At 68.4% G+C, this 20,414-nt stretch carries 18 protein-coding genes; 16 read left to right on the forward strand and 2 right to left on the reverse strand.

The genetic code is table 11. The features are described 5' to 3' along the window. Positions 1–80: 80 nt before the first annotated feature. From H609_RS13660 to H609_RS0102360, 5 genes are all read left to right on the forward strand, one after another. The gene (locus H609_RS13660) at positions 81–557 is read left to right on the forward strand and encodes a hypothetical protein (protein WP_028484216.1); all 477 of its coding nucleotides are present in this window, start codon (positions 81–83) and stop codon (positions 555–557) included. Positions 558–561: 4 nt separating this feature from the next. Then, entirely contained in the window at positions 562–1,530 is a 969-nt protein-coding gene (locus tag H609_RS0102345; protein ID WP_028484217.1) for a YafY family protein, read from the forward strand. After that, the gene (locus H609_RS0102350) at positions 1,530–2,060 is read left to right on the forward strand and encodes an MOSC domain-containing protein (RefSeq protein WP_028484218.1); all 531 of its coding nucleotides are present in this window, start codon (positions 1,530–1,532) and stop codon (positions 2,058–2,060) included. Before H609_RS0102345 ends, H609_RS0102350 begins: the two co-directional genes overlap by 1 nt. 70 nt (positions 2,061–2,130) lie before the next feature. After that, a complete protein-coding gene (locus tag H609_RS0102355) occupies positions 2,131–2,544 on the forward strand; it encodes an HIRAN domain-containing protein (RefSeq protein ID WP_018878507.1) in 414 nt (137 codons plus the stop codon). A 442-nt stretch (positions 2,545–2,986) separates the two neighbouring features. Beyond that, positions 2,987–5,047 (forward strand): diguanylate cyclase, encoded by a 2,061-nt coding sequence (locus H609_RS0102360; protein WP_231369955.1) that lies wholly within the window; start codon positions 2,987–2,989, stop codon positions 5,045–5,047. Between the two features lie 75 nt (positions 5,048–5,122). On the opposite strand, the gene H609_RS0102365 is transcribed toward H609_RS0102360, so the two are convergent. Further along, positions 5,123–6,490, reverse strand: coding sequence for an NAD-dependent succinate-semialdehyde dehydrogenase (locus tag H609_RS0102365; protein WP_028484219.1), 1,368 nt, complete (start codon positions 6,488–6,490; stop codon positions 5,123–5,125). Positions 6,491–6,594: 104 nt separating this feature from the next. Between H609_RS0102365 and H609_RS0102370 the strand changes: the two genes are divergently transcribed. The 9 genes from H609_RS0102370 (at position 6,595) to H609_RS0102410 (ending at position 15,303) form a co-directional block, all read left to right on the forward strand. Beyond that, positions 6,595–7,566: a complex I NDUFA9 subunit family protein gene (locus H609_RS0102370; protein WP_028484220.1), complete on the forward strand. Its 972-nt coding sequence runs from the start codon at positions 6,595–6,597 to the stop codon at positions 7,564–7,566. A gap of 25 nt (positions 7,567–7,591) precedes the next feature. Next, entirely contained in the window at positions 7,592–8,824 is a 1,233-nt protein-coding gene (locus tag H609_RS0102375) for a multifunctional CCA addition/repair protein (RefSeq protein ID WP_028484221.1), read from the forward strand. Between the two features lie 217 nt (positions 8,825–9,041). Next, positions 9,042–9,698, forward strand: coding sequence for a protein-L-isoaspartate O-methyltransferase (locus tag H609_RS0102380; RefSeq protein WP_018866680.1), 657 nt, complete (start codon positions 9,042–9,044; stop codon positions 9,696–9,698). Between the two features lie 102 nt (positions 9,699–9,800). Continuing rightward, positions 9,801–11,126: a TolC family outer membrane protein gene (locus H609_RS0102385; protein WP_018876865.1), complete on the forward strand. Its 1,326-nt coding sequence runs from the start codon at positions 9,801–9,803 to the stop codon at positions 11,124–11,126. Further along, a complete protein-coding gene (locus H609_RS0102390; RefSeq protein ID WP_028484222.1) occupies positions 11,126–11,701 on the forward strand; it encodes an isochorismatase family protein in 576 nt (191 codons plus the stop codon). Before H609_RS0102385 ends, H609_RS0102390 begins: the two co-directional genes overlap by 1 nt. Before the next feature lie 24 nt (positions 11,702–11,725). Continuing rightward, the gene (locus tag H609_RS14215) at positions 11,726–11,872 is read left to right on the forward strand and encodes a hypothetical protein (protein WP_012983821.1); all 147 of its coding nucleotides are present in this window, start codon (positions 11,726–11,728) and stop codon (positions 11,870–11,872) included. Positions 11,873–11,885: 13 nt separating this feature from the next. Then, positions 11,886–12,737: a hypothetical protein gene (locus H609_RS0102400; protein WP_018866677.1), complete on the forward strand. Its 852-nt coding sequence runs from the start codon at positions 11,886–11,888 to the stop codon at positions 12,735–12,737. Then, positions 12,737–13,807 (forward strand): homoserine O-succinyltransferase, encoded by a 1,071-nt coding sequence (locus H609_RS0102405; protein WP_018876863.1) that lies wholly within the window; start codon positions 12,737–12,739, stop codon positions 13,805–13,807. The genes H609_RS0102400 and H609_RS0102405 overlap by 1 nt, the downstream gene beginning before the upstream one ends. A 155-nt stretch (positions 13,808–13,962) precedes the next feature. Continuing rightward, positions 13,963–15,303, forward strand: a complete 1,341-nt coding sequence (locus H609_RS0102410; RefSeq protein WP_018880073.1) for an MFS transporter — start codon at positions 13,963–13,965, stop codon at positions 15,301–15,303. Between the two features lie 289 nt (positions 15,304–15,592). Here H609_RS0102410 and H609_RS14275 read toward each other — a convergent pair whose 3' ends face one another. Then, complete coding sequence (locus H609_RS14275) at positions 15,593–15,796, reverse strand: hypothetical protein (RefSeq protein WP_038036014.1); 204 nt, start codon at positions 15,794–15,796, stop codon at positions 15,593–15,595. Positions 15,797–16,307: 511 nt separating this feature from the next. On the opposite strand from H609_RS14275, the gene H609_RS0102420 reads away from it, so the two are divergent. Together H609_RS0102420 and H609_RS0102425 are read left to right on the forward strand one after the other, a co-directional pair. Beyond that, positions 16,308–18,227: an ATP-binding cassette domain-containing protein gene (locus H609_RS0102420; RefSeq protein ID WP_028484224.1), complete on the forward strand. Its 1,920-nt coding sequence runs from the start codon at positions 16,308–16,310 to the stop codon at positions 18,225–18,227. A gap of 158 nt (positions 18,228–18,385) precedes the next feature. Further along, positions 18,386–20,401, forward strand: coding sequence for a methyl-accepting chemotaxis protein (locus H609_RS0102425; protein ID WP_028484225.1), 2,016 nt, complete (start codon positions 18,386–18,388; stop codon positions 20,399–20,401). Positions 20,402–20,414 lie beyond the last annotated feature (13 nt).

Consider the following 20,414-nt stretch of genomic DNA (forward strand, 5'->3'; position numbering starts at 1 on the left):
TGGCTCGCATTCAATGCTTGACTCGCGCCTCTCCCTCGACGACCATAAACGCGAATGGTTCGCATTTAATAGGAGGCACAATGTTCACGCTCGACGCATGGCTGGAAAACCCCGACCCCTCGCTCCGGATCATCGACGAGCCGTCGCGCCGAATCGTGGCCGAATGGCGCGGCCAGGAACTCCGCGATCTGCTGGATGCGGGGATCATCGCCCCCACCGATTGCTGCGGACCGCAGGCCCGCGACCAAGCCCACGAAACGATCCGCGAGCTCATCCTGGAGGCCTGCCTCGAAGGTATCACCGTCCAGCGCAGACCACCGGAGCCACGGCCGGACATGCCCGCATCCATGACACGACCCGCGGACGGCGACGACCATCCCACCCGCAATCCCCATCCGAAAGGGGCGTCTTGCGAGCCCGCTGCCGCTCGCAGCCGCTCTCGGCAAATGACCTGTGCCCAGGGCCCCGGAGCGGCGCAGCCGACGAAAAAAACCCGTGACATTGCCAAGGGGCAGGTTCTCCACGTAGCGTTCCGGAAATGTCCATCCCTGCATTGACTTCGTGAACCGCGCCGAGCGTATCTTCCATCTGCACCGCCTGCTCCAGGCGCGCCAGCCGCCGTCGCTGGCGCGCCTGATGGAAGCGCTCGAGGTCTCGCGGGCGACCATCAAACGCGACCTCGAGTACATGCGCGACTTCATGCAGGCACCGATCGAGTACGACGCGGAGGCCAACGGCTACCGCTACGCACAGGATGTGCCGGCCTTCGAGCTGCCGGGGCTGTGGTTCAACGAATCCGAATTGCTCGCGCTCCTGACCATGGAGCAGCTCCTGGAGGACGTACAGCCGGGCCTGCTGGCGCCCACCCTGGGGCCGCTGAAGGAGCGGATCCGCGAACTGCTCGCCAGCGGCGGGCACCAGCCGGACGCCGTGCGCCGCCGCATCCGCATCCAGCCGCTGGCGCAGCGTGGCAACCGCAGCGACGGCTTTCAGGCCGTGGCCGCCGCGACCCTGGACGAACAACCGATCGCGATCGAGTACCACGGCCGTGCCCGCGACTCCGCCACCCAACGCGTCGTGCACCCGCAGCGCCTGCTGTACTACCGCGACAACTGGTACCTGATCGCCTGGTGCGAGCAGGCCCGGGCCCTGCGCACCTTCGCGCTGGAACGCATCCGGTCCACCCGGGCGACCGACGGCCCCTACCACGACATCGACGAAGCGACTCTGGATGGCCACACCGGCGCGGCCTTCGGCATCTTCACCGGCCCCGCGCAGGAATGGGCGGTGCTGCGCTTCACCCCGGAACACGCCCGCTGGGTCGCCGACGAGACCTGGCACCCAGACCAGACCGGCCACTTCGAGGGCGCGCACTACCACCTGCGGGTGCCCTTCGGGGATCCCACAGAGCTGATCCAGGAGATCCTGCGTCACGGCCCCGGGGTCGAGGTCCTGGCCCCCGAAGCCCTGCGCACCCGTGTCGCCACCACCCTGCGCGAGGCCGCTGCGCAATACCCGGCTTCGTCCTGATGCTGGGCCGCTGGCTGGCCCGCCGCAAAGCCGCCACCGCCTCCGGCCGGCTGGAAGCGATCTGGATCGCTGATCGCGCCGGCACACCCATGCACGCGTGCGCCGCCGTGGAGGTCACCGAAGCGGGCCTGGCCGGCGACCGCTACGCCACCGGGCAGGGCCACTGGCACACGGTGGAATCCTGCCCGGTCACCCTCATCTGCAGCGCCGAGCTGGAGCGCGCCACACGGCGGGCGCGACGCCTGCGCCAGCCCGCAACCCCGACGCCCGGCGACCACCGCCGCAACCTCGTGGTCAGCGGCCTCCGGCGCAGCCCGCGCGCGGGCATCCTGCGCATCGGTACCGTGCGTTTTGCCATCACCCGGCCGCGCCCGCCCTGCGGCTGGCTCAACCAGGTGGTCGGCTACAACCTCGCCGGCGCCCTGCGCCAGGACAGCGGCATCTGCCTGCGGCCACTGGAGCCGGGCACCATCCGGCGGGGCGACCCCGTGCACTGGGAGGCCGCCCCGGGGCCCGCAAGACACGATTAGCCGGGGTGGCTCATTCTGTGAGCCACCCCCGGTGCTACAAAGGTCGCAACCCCCCAGATGGAGCGCGACCATGCAATCGAACACCCCCAACCGCCAGGCTCGCCGCACCCCCGTACTGCGCGGCTACTACGCCCAGCGCGGCCGCTACAACGCCACCGCCACCACCGAGGAACTGCTGCAGACCATCCCGCTGGCCGGCTACCGCCACCACGACGCCCCGAAGCTGTGGAATGCGTTGAAGCGCGGCCAGGCCCTGACCCTGCGCCGCGAGCGGCTGAACCCGCACGATGACAAGGCCGTTGCCATCGACTGGATCGACCACCAGCTCGGCTATCTGCCACGCGAACAGAACCAGCTCGCCGCCGACCTGCTGGACCGCGACGAGCCCCTGGTCGCCCGGATCATCGCCAAGCGCGACCACCACGGCAGCCGCAAGCAACTGGAACTGGGACTGTATCGGATGCGCCGCGCCTGCAGCGCCTGACGACAAGCGGTGGGCGGCTATACCCCTCCGAGTACTCGCCGACGGCCACAACGGCGGCATGCTTGCCCCCGCCCAGCGTCACGGCTGCCAGCGCGAGGTCCTGGCCTCCGACGACGGGGTCATCCGCGTCAGCCGCCCGCTTCACTTATCTCCTGCAACAAGCCCTCCAACCAACTGCTACGGCGTTGGTTGTGGGGTCTGCTGGCAATTACGGGAGGTGCGCGCCGGGCCCCCAAGGGGCAGACGGTCACGGCGCGGCTTCGGGATTCCAATATTAGCGTTTGCTTCTATTCTCTGCGTCGGCCCGCTACAATTGAGATCAGGGAGAACGGTAAAAACCGGACCATCACGAGACACAAGCGGCTGACGAAGAATCAGCCCGGAGCGGACTGCGGTCATGGAGTGCACGCGCAAACAAGTCGAGCCGGACTCCTCCCGCGGGATGTGTCGTTATCGGGCGGCATTCGCGCAGTCGCGGGATGCAATCCTGTTTCTCGACGGCGACCGCTTGCGGGACGCCAACCCTGCCGCAGTGAGCATGTTCGGGGTACCCGACAAGGCCACACTCACCTCGCTCCTCATCACCGATTTGTCTCCCTCCCATCAGCCCGATGGTCGCCCCAGCGGGCTGGCCTCCATCGCCCGTCTCGATCAGGTCATGCAGCAGGGTGAGGCGTTCTTCGAATGGCGTCACCGCCGGTGGGACGGCCTCGAGTTCCCGGCCGAGGTCCTCCTGAGCCGCCTGGACCTGGACAGCGGCACGGAGATCCTGGCTACAGTGCGCGATATCAGCCCCCGCCGCGAAACCGAAGCGGCCCTGCGACAGCGGGAGCAGGAACTGGCCGAGGCCCACCGAATCGCGCACCTCGGCGGCTGGACGGCCGACCTCTGCGCTGGCGAGGTGAACTGGTCCGACGAGGCCTGCCGCATCCTGGGCATCGACCGCGAGGCCCCGGGTTGCACCCTGGAATCCTTCGTTCTGGCCGTACACCCGGACGACCGGGAAAGGGTCCGGGCGGCCATCGAACATGCCCTCAACGGCGGACAGCTGGATATTGTCCACCGCGTCGTGGACCAGGACGGCAACGTGCGCATGCTGCGCCATCGCGGCCACATCCAGTGTGGTGACGATGGCGCACCGGCACGCATGATCGTGGCCCTTCAGGACATCACCGAGCAACGAGAACTGGAAACCAACCTGCGGCGAATGGCGGCGGTGCTGGACCACACCCGGGACCTGGTGAGCATGCATGACGGGGAGGGCGCGATGCTCTACATGAATGCCGCCGCGCGCCAGTTCTTCGGGCTGCCCGATGCCACGGGACGGGCGCTCATGAGGCCCGAACACGGCTGGGACCGTTCCGGGCTCCCGCCCGAGACCCTGAGTGTCGAGGAGACCGTGTGGCGAGTACATCCCGAATGGGCCGCCCGCAAGGTCCTCGAGGAGGCTTTGCCCACAGCCCGTCGCTCCGGTTTCTGGGAGGGCGAAACCGCGCTCTTCGATGCCCAGGGCCGGGAGGTGCCGGTATCCCAGGCCATCATCGTGCAGCACAGCGAGACCGGCGAAATCCGCCAGACCTCGACCATCATCCGGGACATTACCGAGCGGCGCGCCCTGGAAGATCGACTGCGCCAGGAGAAAAGGCTCTCCGACTCCATCCTGAAAAGCCTCCCCGGGGTGTTCTATCAGCTGGATTCACGCGGGCACCTGGTGCGCTGGAACGACCGCATGATGGCGGTGACTGGCCGCACGGCCACGGAGCTGAACGGGCTCAATGCCCTGGAACTTCTGGCGGAAGAAGACCGCCAACCCACGGCGCGCGCCATCCAGGAAGTGCTCACCCAGGGCTACGCGCAGGTCGAAAGCAGACTGATTACCAGACGCACAGAGACCCCCTATCTTTTCAACGGCTTCCGGGTCGAGCTCGATGGCGAGCTCTATCTCCTCGGGGTCGGGATCGACATCTCCGAGCGCAAACGGCTGGAGATCGGACTCCGGCGGAAGGCATCGACCGACCATCTGACCGGCGTGGCCAACCGCCAGCACCTGGACGCGGAACTGAAGCGAGCCCTGGCCTATTACCATCGTCACGGAGGCTCCAGCGCGCTCGTGATGTTCGACCTGGACCGCTTCAAGGCGATCAACGACACCCATGGTCACGAGACCGGGGACCAGGTCCTGCTGGAGACAACCGCCCGGGTGGCCAGGGAACTGCGGGATACCGACATCCTGGCACGCTGGGGCGGCGAAGAGTTCGTGGTCCTGCTCCCGGAAACCGGCCGACGTGAGGGCACCCGCATCGCCGAGCGCCTGCGCCGGGCCATTGAAGACGAACCCTCCCCGACCGCGGGCGCCGTCACGATCAGCCTTGGGGTCACGACCTTTCGTGCCGGGGATACACCGACCAGCGTGATGGCACGAGCGGACCAGGCCCTTTACAAGGCCAAAAACACCGGCCGCAACCGTGTGATCGTGGAGGACGGGGACGCACCCGACCTTTGAGGCCCCGCCCACCCCCCAAAGCCGGGCCCCGGCGCCTTCGAGAGGGCAGACATCTGCGCCGTGCGCCCAGTCGACTCAGCCGATCCAGATGGTCTTGGCGTTGACGAATTCGCGGACACCGAGTTCGGAGAGTTCGCGGCCGTAGCCGGAGTCCTTCACGCCGCCGAAGGGCAGGCGCGGGTCGCTCTTGACGATGCCGTTGACGAAGGCGCAACCGCATTCCAGCCGCCGGGCCAGCGCCTCGCCGCGGGCCGGGTCGGCGGTCCAGACGCTCCCGCCCAGACCAAAGCGCGAGCGGTTGGCGAGCTCGATGGCATGGTCCGCGTCGCGCGCCCGGGTGACCGCTGCAACCGGGCCGAAGGTCTCCTCGTCGAAGGCCGGCATGCCGGGTTCCACGCCATCCAGCAGGGTCGGCGGGTAGAAGTAGCCGGCGCCGACACGCGGCGCGCCGCCGGCGACCAGGCGGGCCCCGGCGGCCACGCTGCGGGTGACCTGATCGTGCAGCTCACTGCGCAGGTCGTCGCGCGCCAGCGGGCCGATGTTCGTGCCCTCGTCCATCGGGTCGCCGATGGCCAGGGCCTCGATGGCGGCCCGGAAGCGCTCCACGAAGGCATCCGCGATGGCCTCCTCTACGATGAAGCGCTTGGCGGCGATGCAGGTCTCGCCGTTGTTCTGGAAGCGCCCCCGCACCGCCTGCTCGACTGTATGGTCAAGGTCCGCGTCGGCCAGCACCACAAAGGCATCCGACCCGCCCAGTTCCAGCACCGAGGATTTCAGCGCCTTGCCTGCGGCCGCCCCAACCGCGCGGCCGGCCCCCTCGGATCCGGTCAGGCTGACGCCCTGCACGCGGGTGTCGGTGATGATGCCTTCCACCGCGTCGGAGCCCACCGGCAGATTGCGGAACACGCCCTCGGGGAACCCGGCCGCCAGGAACACCCGCTCCAGGTATTCGGCGCAGCCAGGAACGTTAGAGGCATGTTTGAGCAGTACGGTGTTGCCGGCCAGCGTGGCCGGGATCGCCTGGCGAAAGGCCTGCCAGTAGGGAAAATTCCAGGGCATCACCAGCAGCACGGTCCCCAGCGGCTGCCAGGCAATGAACGAGCGGCTCGCGTCCGAGGCGATCATGGTGTCCTGCAGGTAATCCGGGCCGTGTTCAGCGTAGTACTCGCAGGCGGCGGCACACTTGTCGACCTCGGCCCGCGCCTCGGCCAGGCGCTTGCCCATCTCCTGTGTGGCAGTGGTCGCCAGGGTCTCGCGTTCCTCGCGCAGCACGCCGGCCAGATCGCGCAGGCGCGCGGCGCGCTCCGTCACGGGGCGCGCCGCCCAGTCCGGCGCCGCGCTCGCGGCACGAGACAATGCGGCCTCCAGCGCTTCCTCGTTCATGCGCGGGTAGCGCGCGAGGGTCTCGCCGGTGGCAGGATTGATCGCAGTCAGTTCGGGCATATCGGTGCCTCGGCGTCAGGGCCCGAAATACGGGCTTGTTTGAACAATGCAGGTCACCCGAGTATAAGACGTCCCGCATTCGCTTTCGGAAGGACCTTGCCACCATGTCGATCGATTCGATTCGCAATGTCTGCCTGCTGGGCGGCACGGGCTTCGTCGGCCACCACATCATTCGCCGACTGATTGATCGCGGCCTGAAGGTCCGCGTGCTGTCCCGCCGTCCGCATCGCCACCGCGATCTCCTGGTCAACCCCGAGGTGGATCTGGTCGAAGGCAGCGCCCATGACCCCGCCACCCTGGAGCGCGTGTTCGCGGGGCAGGACGCGGTGATCAACCTGGTCGGCATCCTCAACGAGCGCGGGCACAGCGGCGCCGGTTTCCGCGCCGCCCATACCGAGCTGACCGAGAAGGCCCTGGCGGCCGCCGAGGCCCAGGGCGTGCGCCGCTTCCTGCAGATGAGCGCGCTCAAGGCGGACATGGACGACGCACCCAGCCACTACCTGCGCAGCAAGGGCGCGGCGGAACAGGCGGTGTTCGCCAGCGAATCCCTGGCGGTCACGGTTTTTCGCCCGTCGGTGATCTTCGGCCCCGAGGACTCCTTCCTGAACCGCTTCGCGACTTTGCTGAAGTTCTCGCCGATGATGCCCCTGGCCCGCGCCCGGGCGCGTTTCGCCCCGGTGTATGTCGGCGATGTGGCCGAGCACTTCGTCGAGGCCCTCGACGACCCGGATACCTTCGGGCAGGGCTTTGAACTGTGCGGCCCTAAGACCTATACCCTGGCCGAGCTGGTGCGCTACGTCGGACGCGTCTCCGGTCACCGGCGCCCGGTGATCGGCCTGCCCGACTGGGCCGGCAAGCTGCAGGCCAGCGTGCTCGAATTCGTGCCCGGCAAACCGTTGTCGCGCGACAACTTCGCCTCGCTGACCATCGACTCGGTCTGCGACGGCGAGCAGCAACTGCCCTGCCCGACCCGGCTCGAATCCATTGCCCCCAGCTATCTGGGTGGCGGCGGCGCCGGGCGTGAGGCCCGCATGCAGCAACTGCGCACCCTCAACCGTGGATCGGGCCGCGGCTGACCCGGATCGCGAACTCGGGGCCGCCATGCAGACCTATCTCGTCGGCGGTGCGGTTCGCGACCGCCTGCTGGGACGCCCGTTCACGGAACGCGACTACGTCGTCGTCGGTGCCACGCCGGAGGCGATGGAGGCCGCGGGCTTTCGCGCGGTCGGACGCGACTTCCCGGTCTTCCTGCACCCCGAGACCCACGAGGAATACGCGCTGGCGCGCACCGAGCGCAAGACCGCGCGCGGCTACCACGGCTTCCAGTTCAATGCCTCGCCCGAGGTGACCCTGGAGGACGACCTCGAACGCCGCGATCTCACCATCAACGCGATGGCCGAGGACACCGACGGCCGCCTGATCGACCCCTATGGCGGACGGGACGATCTGGAAGCCCGATGGCTGCGCCACGTTTCCCCGGCCTTTGCCGAAGATCCGGTACGTCTGCTGCGGGTGGCCCGGTTCGCCGCCCAGCTCGCGCCCTGGGGCTTCCAGGTGGCCCCCGACACGCTGACCCTGATGCGCGAGCTCGTCACCTCCGGCGAGGTCGACGCGCTGGTCCCCGAGCGCGTCTGGGCAGAATGCGAGAAGGCCCTGAAGAGCCCGGCCCCGCGGCGCTTCCTCGAGGTACTGCGCGAGGCCGGCGCACTCGCCATCCTGTTCCCGGAGATCGAGCGGCTGTTCGGCGTACCCCAGCCCGAGCGCTACCATCCGGAGATCGACACCGGCGTGCATACGCTGATGGTCCTGGACCAGGCGACCCGCCTGTCCGACGCCCCGGAGGTGCGCTTCGCCGCGCTGGTGCACGACCTCGGGAAGGGCACCACCGACCCCGACATCCTGCCCAGTCACCACGGGCACGAGGAGCGCGGCGTGGACCTGATCCGCGCCCTGGCCGAGCGCCTGCGCATCCCCAACCGCTACCGCGACCTTGCGGTGCGCGTGGCGCGCTACCACGGTCTGGTCCATCGCGTGTTCGAACTGCGCCCGAAGACCGTGATGAAGCTGGTGGACGGACTGGACGCCCTGCGCCGCCCGGAGAACGTCGAGCCCTTCCTGCTCGCGGTGGAGGCGGATTTCCGCGGGCGCACCGGCTGGGAAGACAAGCCCTACCCGCAGACCGATGCCGTACGCCGCACGGTGGCCGCCGCGCAGGCCGTGCAACCGCAAGCCCTGATGGCCGAGGGCTACAAGGGCAAGGCCCTGGGCGAGGCATTGCAGCGCGAGCGCATCCGGGCGATTGCCGAGGTCTTGGGCGAGCACCCCGACGCGTAGGAGGCCAGCCCTCTGGCCGATAGGGCATCACCAGAACCCCATCGCGCAGGGGGCTGCGCTCCTACGGGCAATAGCGGCACCCCCCCGCAGGAGGCCAGCCCTCTGGCCGATGGGGTCTGGTCAACACCCCATCGGCCAGAGGGCTGGCCTCCTACTTGCCTGTTTCGGCGCGTGAACGTACTCTTTCGCGGCTGTTTAGCGTACAGAGGAAACCGCGATGGATTTCGCCAAGGCCCGGATCAACATGGTCGAGCAGCAGGTTCGCCCCTGGGACGTGCTCGATACGCGCGTGCTGGACGTGATGGAAACCCTGCCGCGTGAACGCTTCATGCCCGAGCCCTACCAGGCCCTGGCATATGCGGATTCCGAGATCCCGCTGGGGCACGGCGAAAACACCCTGCCGCCGGTGGTGGTCGGCCGGCTGCTGCAGGCCGTGTCGCCGCAGCCCACCGAGACGGTACTGGAGATCGGCACCGGTTCCGGTTACGTGACCGCCTGCCTGGCCCACCTCGCGGCCCGGGTCGACAGCATCGAGCGGATCGACGATCTGCGTCTCGCGGCGCGTAACCGCCTGACGGATCTGGGTCTCGATAACGCCCACCTGCGCACCGCCACGGTGACCCGTGACTGGACCCCGCCGCGCCCGCGTTACGACGCGATCATCCTCACTGGCGGCATGACCGAATACGACGACTTCCTCGAGCCCTACCTGACGCTCGGCGGCCGGCTATTCGTGGTCACTGGCGATGGCCCGATCATGGAGGCCCAGCTGATCACCCGGACCACCGAAGACGACTGCCGCCACGAGGGCCTGTTCGAGACCCGCGTGAAGCCGCTGGTTGGCTTCGAGCCGAAGCCCGCGTTCGAATTCTGAGCCGGTCGCCTGCGCCCCGACACGGGGCGCGCGCCGGAGGCCCCATGCCGGAACATGCTCTGATAGGATAGGCGTTTCCTAATATCCTCCGGAGTCGCGTCCATGAACCGTCTGCCGTCGCTTCTCGCCGCCGCCGGGCTGGCCCTGGTGATCTCGGCCCCCGCCACCGCCTCCAGCCTGATGGAGGTCTACGAGCGCGCGGCCGCGGAAGACGCCGAACTGCGCACCGCCGAGGCGGAGTACCGCAGCGTGCTGGAGAACCGGCCGCTCGCGCGCTCCGCCCTGCTGCCGCAGATCTCCGGGCAGGCCGAGGCCGGCGCGTTCTACCGCGACGGCCGCAATGAACCGAGCATTGATGGGCGCGAGACCAGCTTCGGCGTCAATCTGGCCCAAAGCCTCTACGACCGCCGCAACTACATCGAGCTGGCGCAGGTGGATCTCGAGATCGCCCGCGCCGAGGCCGAACTGGATGCCGCCCGCCAGGACCTGATCCTGCGCGTGGCCCAGGCCTACTTCGACGTGCTCATCGCACAGGAAACCCTGGCCTTCCGCGAGGCCGAGGTCGAGGCGATCGAGCGCCAGCTGGAACAGACCCAGCGCCGCTTCGATGTCGGCCTGGTCGCCCGTACCGACGTCACCGAAGCCCAGGCCCAGCGCGACATCGCCGAGGCCGAGCGCATCGCCGCCGCGAACCAGCTGGACCTGACCCGCGAGCAGCTCGCGGTGATCACCAACACCTACTGGGACGAGCTGGACATGCTGCGCGACGAGGCCGAGCTGACCCCGCCGGAACCGGCCGATCCGCAGGCCTGGGTCGATATCGCGCTCGCCAACAACCTGGAACTGGCCGCCCAGCGCCTGAGCACCGAGACCGCCCGCGAACAGATCCAGCGCCAGCGCGCCGAGGGCCTGCCGCGGCTCAACCTGAACGCCTCGGTGCGCGAGAACCGCTACCACGGCCTGGATGTACCAGCTGATGCCAGAGGCGCCTTCTTCGAGGGCACCGACGCCCAGGTCGGCGTGCAACTGGAGATCCCGCTCTACACCGGCGGGCGCGTCAGCGCCCTGACCCGCCAGGCCCGCGAGGACTTCCAGGCCGCGCAGGAAGGCCAGTCGCTGGTGGAGCGCCGCACCACTCAGGACACCCGCAGCGCCTACCTGTCGGTGATCTCCAACAACTCGCGGGTGCGCGCGCTGGAGCAGGCGCTGGTTTCGACCCAGTCCGCGTTCGAGGCGGCCGAGGCCGGCTTCGAGGTCGGTACCCGCACCCAGGTGGACGTCCTGCTCGCCCTGCGCGAGGTCTTCCGCGCCGAACGCGACTACGCCGAGGCCCGCTACGGCTTCCTCGGCGAGTCGCTGCGCCTGCAGCGCGCGGCCGGTCGCCTGAGCGTAGCCGACCTCGAGGCCATCGACGACCTGCTGGAGTAATGTCCGCCTCCGCCACGCATAACCCACGGGCCCGCTGCGAGCGGGCGCGCTCGCGCCTGGTCCTGATCGACCTGCAGGAACGCCTGCTGGCCGCGATGCCCGAGGCGGCCCGTGCCGAGGTCGAGCGCAATGCCGCGCGCCTGATCGAGGCGGCGCGCAAGCTCGGCATCCCGATCGAGGTCTCGCGCCAGTACCCCAAAGGCCTCGGCGAGGTCACCGCACCCCTGCAGCAGGCGCTGGACGGCGAGGGCGCGGTCACCGACAAGACGGCCTTCTCCTGCTGCGCCGAAGCCGACCTGCACACCCGCCTGACCCGCGGCGACCAGATCATCCTGACCGGCGCGGAGACCCACATCTGCGTGACCCAGACGGCACTGGAACTGCTGGAGGCGGGCGTGACCGTGTTCGTGGTCGAGGACGGAGTCTGCTCGCGCGACACCGGGCGCAAACGCAACGGACTGGAGCGCCTGCGCGCCGCCGGCGCCATCATCACCAATCACGAATCGGTACTGTTCGAGTGGCTGCGCGACGCGGCCGATCCGCAGTTCCGCGAACTGAGCCAGTTGATCCGCTAATCACGAACCGGGAGACACGCACGGATGCGCATTCTGGGAAATATTCTGCTCGGCGCCTGGCTGATCCTGTTCGGCCTGCGCGGTCTGCTGGGGCTGCAGTTCCAGTACGACCACTACGTCATCAGCGGCCTGGCGGTGATCGCCGGTATCCTGTTCATCCTGCGACGCTAACCGAACCCGAGCCATGCGCCTGACCCCCGACGAGTACCGCAATCAGGACCACCGCCGCATCACCCTGCTGGGGATGTCCGGTGTCGGCAAGACGCGCCTGTCCAACATGCTGCGGCGCGAGGACTGGTTCCACTACTCCGGCGACTACCGCATCGGCACGCGCTACCTGAGCGAACCGATCCTGGACAACATCAAGGCCCAGGCGATGGCCGTGCCGTTCCTGCGTGACCTGCTGCGCTCGGACTCGATCCAGATCATCAACAACATCACGGTGGACAACCTGCACCCGGTGGCGAGCTTCCTCGGCAAGCTCGGCAACCCGGAGCTGGGCGGGCTGCCGCTGACCGAGTTCAAGCGCCGCCAGACCCTGCACCACGAGGCCGAGGTGCAGGCCATGCTCGACGTGCCCGACTTCATCAGCAAGTCCCAGACGCTGTTCGGCTATCCGCACTTCGTCAACGATGCCGGCGGCTCGGTCTGCGAGCTGGACAGCCCCGGCGTGCTGGAGACCCTCGCGGAGCACACGCTGATCCTCTACATCAAGGCGACCGACGAGGACGAGCGCCAGCTGATCGAGCGCGCCGAGAGCGATCCCAAGCCGCTGTACTACCGCGAGGCCTTCCTCGACCAGCAGCTGGCCGAATACATGCGCGACGAGGGGCTGGACTACGTCGCCCAGATCGACCCGGACGCCTTCGTGCGCTGGGTCTTCTCGCGGCTGTTCCGCGCGCGCCTGCCGCGCTACGAAGCGATCGCCGAGAGTCACGGCTACACCATCAGCACCACGGAACTGGCGCGGGTGCGCAACGCGGCCGACTTCGACGACCTGGTCTGCATGGCCCTGGAACGGGAGGCGCGTCTGTAATGCCACTTGTCGCCTACTCCGACCTGCCCACCTTTGCCCGCCTGAAGAGCGAGGGCGAGACCGTCCTGCCCAGCGACTTCGCCCAGCAGCAGGAAATCCGCGCCCTGCACATCGGGCTGCTGAACATGATGCCGGACGCGGCCCTCGCGGCCACCGAGCGCCAGTTCTTTCGCCTGATCGGCGAGAGCAACCAGATCGCGCAGTTCTATATCCACCCGTTCACCCTGCCGCAGCTCAAGCGCGGGCCGAAGGGGCGCGACCACGTCAAGCAGTACTACGAATCCTTCGAGGACCTGAAGAAGGAGGGCCTCGACGCGCTGATCATCACCGGCGCCAACGTGACCCAGCCGGACCTGGCCCTGGAACCCTTCTGGGAACCGCTGGCCGAGGTGGTCGACTGGGCCTGGGAGAACGTGACCTCCACCCTGTGCTCCTGCCTGGCCACCCACGCCGTGCTGCAGGCGCGCTACGGCGAGCACCGCCGGCATATGGGCGAGAAGCTGTGGGGCGTATTCCCGCATCGCGTGGTCGACCGCGGGCATCCGCTGGTCACCGGCGTGAACACCCGTTTCGACGTGCCGCACTCGCGCTACAACGACGTCTCGCGCGACCAGTTCGAGCGCCACGGACTGCGCGTGCTGGTGGAGAGTGACCAGTCCGGGATCCACCTGGGGGCCTCGCCCGACGGCTTCCGCATGGTCTTCTTCCAGGGCCACCCGGAATACGACTCGATCAGCCTGCTCAAGGAGTACAAACGCGAGGTGGTGCGCTATATCCAGGGCGAACGCGACGCCTACCCGCCGCTGCCGGAGAACTACCTGATGCCGCAGGCCGCCGCCATCCTCGACGAGCACCGCGAGCACGTGGAGGCCGCCCTGGAACACTGCACCGAGATCCCGGCCCTGCCCGAGGCGCTGCTGCTGGACCGCCTGGACAACACCTGGCACGACACCGCGCTGGCGGTGATCAACAACTGGCTGGGCAACGTCTATCAGCTGACCAACCTCGACCGGCGCAAGCCGTTCCGCGACAGCGTCGACCCGAGCGACCCGCTGGCCGGGCGCCGGTAGCGCGTCGCACCCGCCCCTGTCATTGCGAGGTGCCGCAGGCACCGTGGCAATCTGCCTTCCGGCACCACCGGATCCCGCCGCCCTGCCAGCATCTGGAGGTTGCCACGTCGCCTTCGGCTCCTCGCAATGACGGGACAACGCAACGGAAAGACCTCATGACCGCCAACGACCTGGACAAGCTTCCGCGCCCGATTATCGGACTGTACGAAACCATTGCCGGCGACGAGGACGCGCGCGTCTGCAAGGACATCCCCGAAAACGCCTGCCGCGCCCAGCCGGTCAATTTCTTCGTCCACCTGGTCGCCAACACCCTGAGCAAGATTGGCGACGAGCTCGCCTCGGCCCGACTGGTGCTGGCCTGGCTGCTCGGCGCCCTGGGCGCCCCGGCCGCCTTCGCCGGCTTCCTGGTGCCGATCCGCGAATCCGGCTCGCTGCTGCCTCAACTGTTCGTTGCCGCCTCCATTCGCCGCCGGGCGATCCGCAAGGGCTTCTGGGTGCTGGGCAGTGTCCTGTCCGGCCTGGCCGTCGCCGGCATGGCTGTCGTCGCCCTGACCCTGGAGGGCGCCGCCGCCGGCTGGGCCATCCTCGGGCTCCTGATCGTCTTTGCCCTGTCGCGGGGGATCAACTCGGTGGCTTCCAAGGATGTGCTCGGCAAGACCATCGCCAAGCACCAGCGCGGAACCGTGATGGGCTATGCCGCCTCCCTCGCCGGCTTCTTCACCCTGGGCCTGGGTATCTACCTGACGCTGGCGAACCTCGAAGAGGCCGGCATCGGGGTCTTCGTCGCCCTGCTGGCCGCCTCGGCCGGGGCCTGGTGGGTGGCCGCCGCGACCTTTACCCGGCTGCGCGAGGACCCGGGCTCCACCGAGGGCGGCGGCAACGCGGTGACCGAGGCCATCCGCTCCATGCGCCTGCTGTGGACCGACCGCGCCTTTGGCCACTTCGTGCTGACCCGCGCCCTGCTGATGAGCACCGCGCTGGCCCTGCCCTTCTACGTCCTTCTCGCGGAGGACGCCACCGCCGGCGATCTCGGAACCCTGGGGCTGCTGATCCTGGCCAGCGGCCTGGCCTCGGCGGTCAGCGCCCCGGTCTGGGGGCGCCTGTCCGACCGCTCGGCGCGCTGGGTGCTGATCCTGTCTGGCCTTCTGGCCGCCGGGCTTGGCATTGCGGTCGCGGTGGGCGTCTGGTTCGTGCCGGTGGATACCGACCACGCACTGGTCCCCGGCGGCTGGCTCTATGCGGCGTTGTTCTTCCTGCTCGGGGTCAGTCATGCCGGTGTGCGCCTGGGGCGCAAGACGTATCTGGTGGATATGGCCACGCAGGAGACCCGGGCCGCGTTCACCGCGGTCAGCAACACGGTCATTGGTGCCCTGCTGCTGGTCGGCGGGCTGTTCGGGCTGCTGGCGCAGCTGGCGGGCACCGAGGTGGCGATCTTCGTCCTCGCGCTGATGAGTCTGGCCGGAGCCGCCAGCGCCTGGCTCATGGGCGAGGCCTGACACGCGGCCCTCTCTTGCCCTCGCCCCCAGCGAGACAGGCTTTGCGCTCTCGGTTTTACGTGCCTCCGTCCGGCCGCCTGCCTCGTGGTGGCTGGTCCTGGTTCGGCCTCGGGTGTTCACGGTGCCTTCGGTCCACATACTGCCAGGCGCTGACTCGCCAACGCGCCGCGAGGTCCTTTCTTGCTTGCCCAAGAAAGGACCCAAAGAAGGGCACCCGGATTTCGCCCGGGGACCTTGCTCCAGGGCCCTCGGGCCGGCGGCGCTGAACTCGCTACGCCTTCGGCTTCGCTCAGACATCCAGCGCCTTCTCCCGGCCCATCACGCCCTCCGCGAGGGGCTCCATACGGGAGGCGAAGGTCAAAACCGAACGCATCCCCATGTTTGCGCCTAACCATAGGCAACGCCGCTCGAAAGCCCCTGGCGCCCGCCCTGCGGGCGCGGCACGCAACGGCCGAGGGCCGAGCGTGCCCAAGATGTCCGAAAAGTTAGCCATCCTGCCCTGGCACGACCGTCGGGACGGCTGTTGTCTTGACCTTGAATCCCCCGTTGTCGTCGCGCCGAGTGGAGAGGGTTTTCGCGGGGAAAAGGCGCTGGATGTCTGAGCGGAGCCGAAGGCGCAGCGAGTTCAGCGCCGCCCGCGAAAAACCTCGGAGCGAGGGAAACCCCGGCCCGCGCAGCGGGCCGGGGTCGCGGCAGTCGGGCGTGTTTCTTGGGTACTTCTTTGCACGAGCAAAGAAGCCCGTTTTTGATCAACAACGGGCGCGGCGCGCTGGCGAGTCAGCGCCGGGCAGTATGCGGACCGGAGCCACCGTAAACACCAGAGGACGAACCAGGCCTAGCCAAAAATCGGCAGGCGACCGGCCGGAGCCACCGTAAACACCGAACGACGAACCAGGGCCAGCCACATCATGGCACGCGGCCGGACGCAACCACCCGCACGCCCCAGCACGCCAAGGTGATAGGCTTGGCGCCCGCTACAACACTCGCTCGCGACCGGAACTCGAATGGCACTGCTCACCCTGCGCAACATCCACCTGGCCTACGGCATGGCCGCCCTGCTCGACGGCATCAACCTGAGCCTGGAACCCGGCGAGCGCGTCGCCGTCGCCGGGCGCAACGGAGAGGGCAAGTCCACCCTGCTCAAAGTGCTCAACGGCGAGGCACAGGCGGATTCGGGCGAGATCACCCGCCAGGATGGCCTCACCACCGCCTACCTGACCCAGGAGTTGCCCCCGGGCATTGAAGGGACGGTGTTCGATGTCGTGGCCGAGGGCCTGGGCGAGGCCGGGCGCCTGCTGGAACGCTTCCACCACCTGAGCCAGGCCGCGGCCAGTGGTGACATGGAGGCGCTGGACAAAATGGGGCCCGTGCAGTCGCAGCTGGACGCGATCGATGGCTGGAGCCTGCAGAACCGGGTGGAGACCACCATCTCCCGCCTGAGCCTGGACCCCGAGGCGCAGTTCGCCGCCCTATCCGGCGGACTCAAGCGCCGGGTCTGGCTGGCACGCGAACTGGTGCAGCGCCCGCAGCTGCTGCTGCTCGACGAACCGACCAACCACCTCGACGTGGCCGCGATCCGCTGGCTGGAAGAGTTCCTGCTCGAGAGCGGCCTGACCGTGGTCTTCATCAGCCATGACCGCCAGTTCATGGAGAGTGTAGCCACCCGCATCCTGGAGCTGGACCGCGGGCAGCTGTATGAACACCCGCCGTCGATCGAGGAATTCCGCCGCCGTCAGGCCGAACGCCTGGAGACCGAGGCCACCCAGCGCGCGGAGTTCGACCGCAAGCTGGCGCAGGAGGAGGCCTGGGTGCGCCAGGGCATCAAGGCACGGCGTACCCGCAACGAGGGGCGCGTGCGGGCACTGCAGGCCCTGCGCAAGAAGCGCGCCGAGCGCCGCGAACGCAGCGGCCAGGTCAAGATGAAGCTGAGCCCGGAACAGCGTTCGGGCCGGCTGGTGATCGAGGCGGAGCACGCCGATTTTGGCTACGACAAACCGATCGTGAGGGACGTGAACCTGCTGCTGCAGCGTGGCGATGCCCTGGGCATCGTCGGACCCAACGGCGCGGGCAAGACGACCCTGCTGCGCGGCCTGCTCGGACAGATGGAGCCGCTGGCCGGTCACGTGAAGCTGGGCACCCAGCTGGAGATCGCGTACTTCGACCAGGCGCGCGCGCATCTCGACGAGGACACCACGGTGCAGGACGCGGTCGGCGAGGGGCGCGACCGGGTGATGGTCAATGGCGAGAGCCGGCACATTTTGTCCTACCTGGAAGACTTCCTGTTCCCGCCATCACGTTCCCGCCAGCCGGTGTCGGCGCTGTCCGGGGGCGAGCGCAATCGCCTGCTGCTGGCCAAGCTGTTCCTGCGCCCGGCAAATCTGCTGGTGCTCGACGAACCCACCAACGACCTCGATGTGGAGACCCTGGAGCTGCTGGAACAGCTCCTGATCGAGTACACCGGGACGGTGATCGTGGTCAGCCACGACCGCTCGTTTCTGGACAATGTCGCGACCTCGACCCTGGTCCTGCCGGGCGACGGATCGGTGGAAGAGTTCGTGGGTGGCTGGTCCGACCTGCCCGAACGTGTCACGCGGCGGCTGCTGGAGGGCGAAACCGCGGCCGCCGCCCGCCCCGGCGCCCCGGAGCCGCGGGCCGAGCCCGCTCCCGAACCATCGCCGCAGACATCGGAAAACGCTCCGGCGACCCCGCGCAAACTGTCCTACAAGGATGCGCGCGAACTGGAGGCCCTCCCGGCCCGGATCGAGGCCCTGGAAACCGAGCAACAGGAACTGACCACGGCGATGACCGATCCCGAGGCCCTGCGCGACGGCGAACGCATGCGCGACCTGCAGGCGCGGCTCGAGACCGTGGAGGCCGAGCTGGCCCACTGCTTCGAGCGCTGGGAGCAGCTGGAATCCGGTTGAGCGTCGGCGCGTCTACACTCGGGTTTCCGGCCACCCCTCAACTCTGCCGGGGGTCTGCCGTAACAGGGGTTGAATAGCCACCTTTCGGGTCCGCGCTCTCCGAGACCGCGGCCGGTTCGCGAAGCGCCCGGGACAGGGCGCGCTGAAGGAGTCATCGCATGCTGGACAAACTCTCCATTCGGGGGCTGCTGATTGCCGGGTTCGGCCTGGTCGTCGCCATCCTGATCATCAACTCCCTGCTGGCACTGCGCGCGATGAGCACGGGCAGTCAGGGGGTCGAGCAACTCACGCAGGCCGACTACCCGGCCGTCGCCCGGGTCAACGATGTCGAGCAGCTGCTGCAGGAGAGCGCGGCGTTTCTCGGCTTCTACCTGATGAGCGAGGAGCAGTCGCATCGCGATGCATGGCAAAACGCGATGCGCGAGCTCGATGCGGCCACGCGGGCCCTGAACGAGAATCCGGTCATCGCGGCCGACGAGGAACTCGCCGCCAGCGCGACCGAGGTACGCCGCCTGGTGGATCAGTTCGCCAGCTTCGAGGACCGCCTGATCGAGGTGGCGGAGAACGCGGCCGAGAATATGCCGGCCCTGGGAATCGCCAACGCCCGGGCCAACCCGGCCAGCCGCGAGATGACCCAGCAGACCAACATGATGATCGACGCCGAGATGGCCCTGCCGCGCTTCCAGCGTTCCTGGGACCGTCTCGACACCCTGCATGAGCTGCGCATGTCGGTGGTCCAGGTCACCTCCAACCTGCGCGGGTTCATCGCCTTCCGCGATGACGCCTTCCGCGAGAACGTGCGCCTGTTCTCGACCCGCACCAACGACATCACCGCGCAGCTGATGGACCAGTTCGACGATCTCGACTTCGAACAGCAGATCGCGCTGGAAGACTTCCAGATGGCCCTGGATACCCAGAACACCGCGCTGGACGACCTGATCGAGATCCACGGCAGCGAACAGGCCCTGCAGGATGCCTACCTGATTCGGACCGAGATCGGCCCGCTGCTGGTCGAGGCCCGCGATCATCTGCAAGGACTCAGCGAGCGCATCACTGCCCGCGCCGAACGCAGCGCCGCCGCCCTGACCGCCGACATGCGCGCCACCCAGACGACCCAGGGCATCCTGGCTCTGATCGGCGTGATCCTCGGGCTGGCCGGCGCGGTGTTCATCATCCTGGTCGTGCGGCGCGCGCTGGCCCACTCCACCGCGGCGCTCGAGGAGATCGCCGACGGCGATGGCGATCTGAGCCGCCGCCTGGACGAGAACGGGCTGATCGAGACCGCGCAACTGGGCCGCGCCTTCAACCGCTTCACCGACAAGATCGCCCAGGCCATCGGCCACGCGCGCGGCAGCACCGAGACACTCAACCGCGCCACCGAGAACCTGAACCAGGAGGCCTACGAGGCCCGCGAGGCGGTCTCGCGCCAGCGCGACGAGACCGAGCGTGTCGCCACCGCGATCAACGAGCTGCAAAGCAGCGCCGAGGAGATCGCGCGCAACACCGACGCGACCTCCCAGGCCGGCCAGGAGGCCGGGGATGCAGTGAACAACGGCTCCGAGGTGATGCAGAAGAACATCGAGTCCATGGCCTCGCTGCTCGGCACCGTCGAGCAGGCCGCCGGGACCGTCTCCAAGCTGGGCGAGGACTCCAAGCAGATCGGAACCATCCTCGAGGTGATCCGCGGGGTCGCCGAGCAGACCAACCTGCTGGCCCTGAACGCGGCCATCGAGGCCGCCCGCGCCGGCGAACATGGCCGCGGCTTCGCGGTGGTCGCCGACGAGGTCCGCAAGCTGGCGACCCGCACGCAGGAATCCACCGACGAGATCGAGTCCATGATCTCGCGCCTGCAAACCGCCACCACCAGTGCCGTCAAGGCCATGGAACAGGGTCAGGAAGAGGCCGAGTCGACCATGGAGCATACCGCCGAGGTCAACGGCGCCCTGCAACAGATCCGGCAGTCGGTCACCACCATCGTGGAGATGACCGAGCAGATCGCGGTCGCTTCGCGCCAGCAGAGCACGGTGGTCGAGGATATCAACCGCAACATCGTGCAGATCTCCGACGAGGCGGATCAGTCGGCCAACACCGCCGACCGGGTCAGCGCCGCCTCCGACGAACTCAAGCAGGTGGAAAAGGAGATCCAGCAGGCCCTGGCGCAGTTCCGGCTCTGACCCGGTCTACGGG

Origin of the sequence: Thioalkalivibrio sp. ALE17 (genome assembly GCF_000425605.1) — a bacterium.
Classification (GTDB): Bacteria; Pseudomonadota; Gammaproteobacteria; order Ectothiorhodospirales; family Ectothiorhodospiraceae; genus Thioalkalivibrio.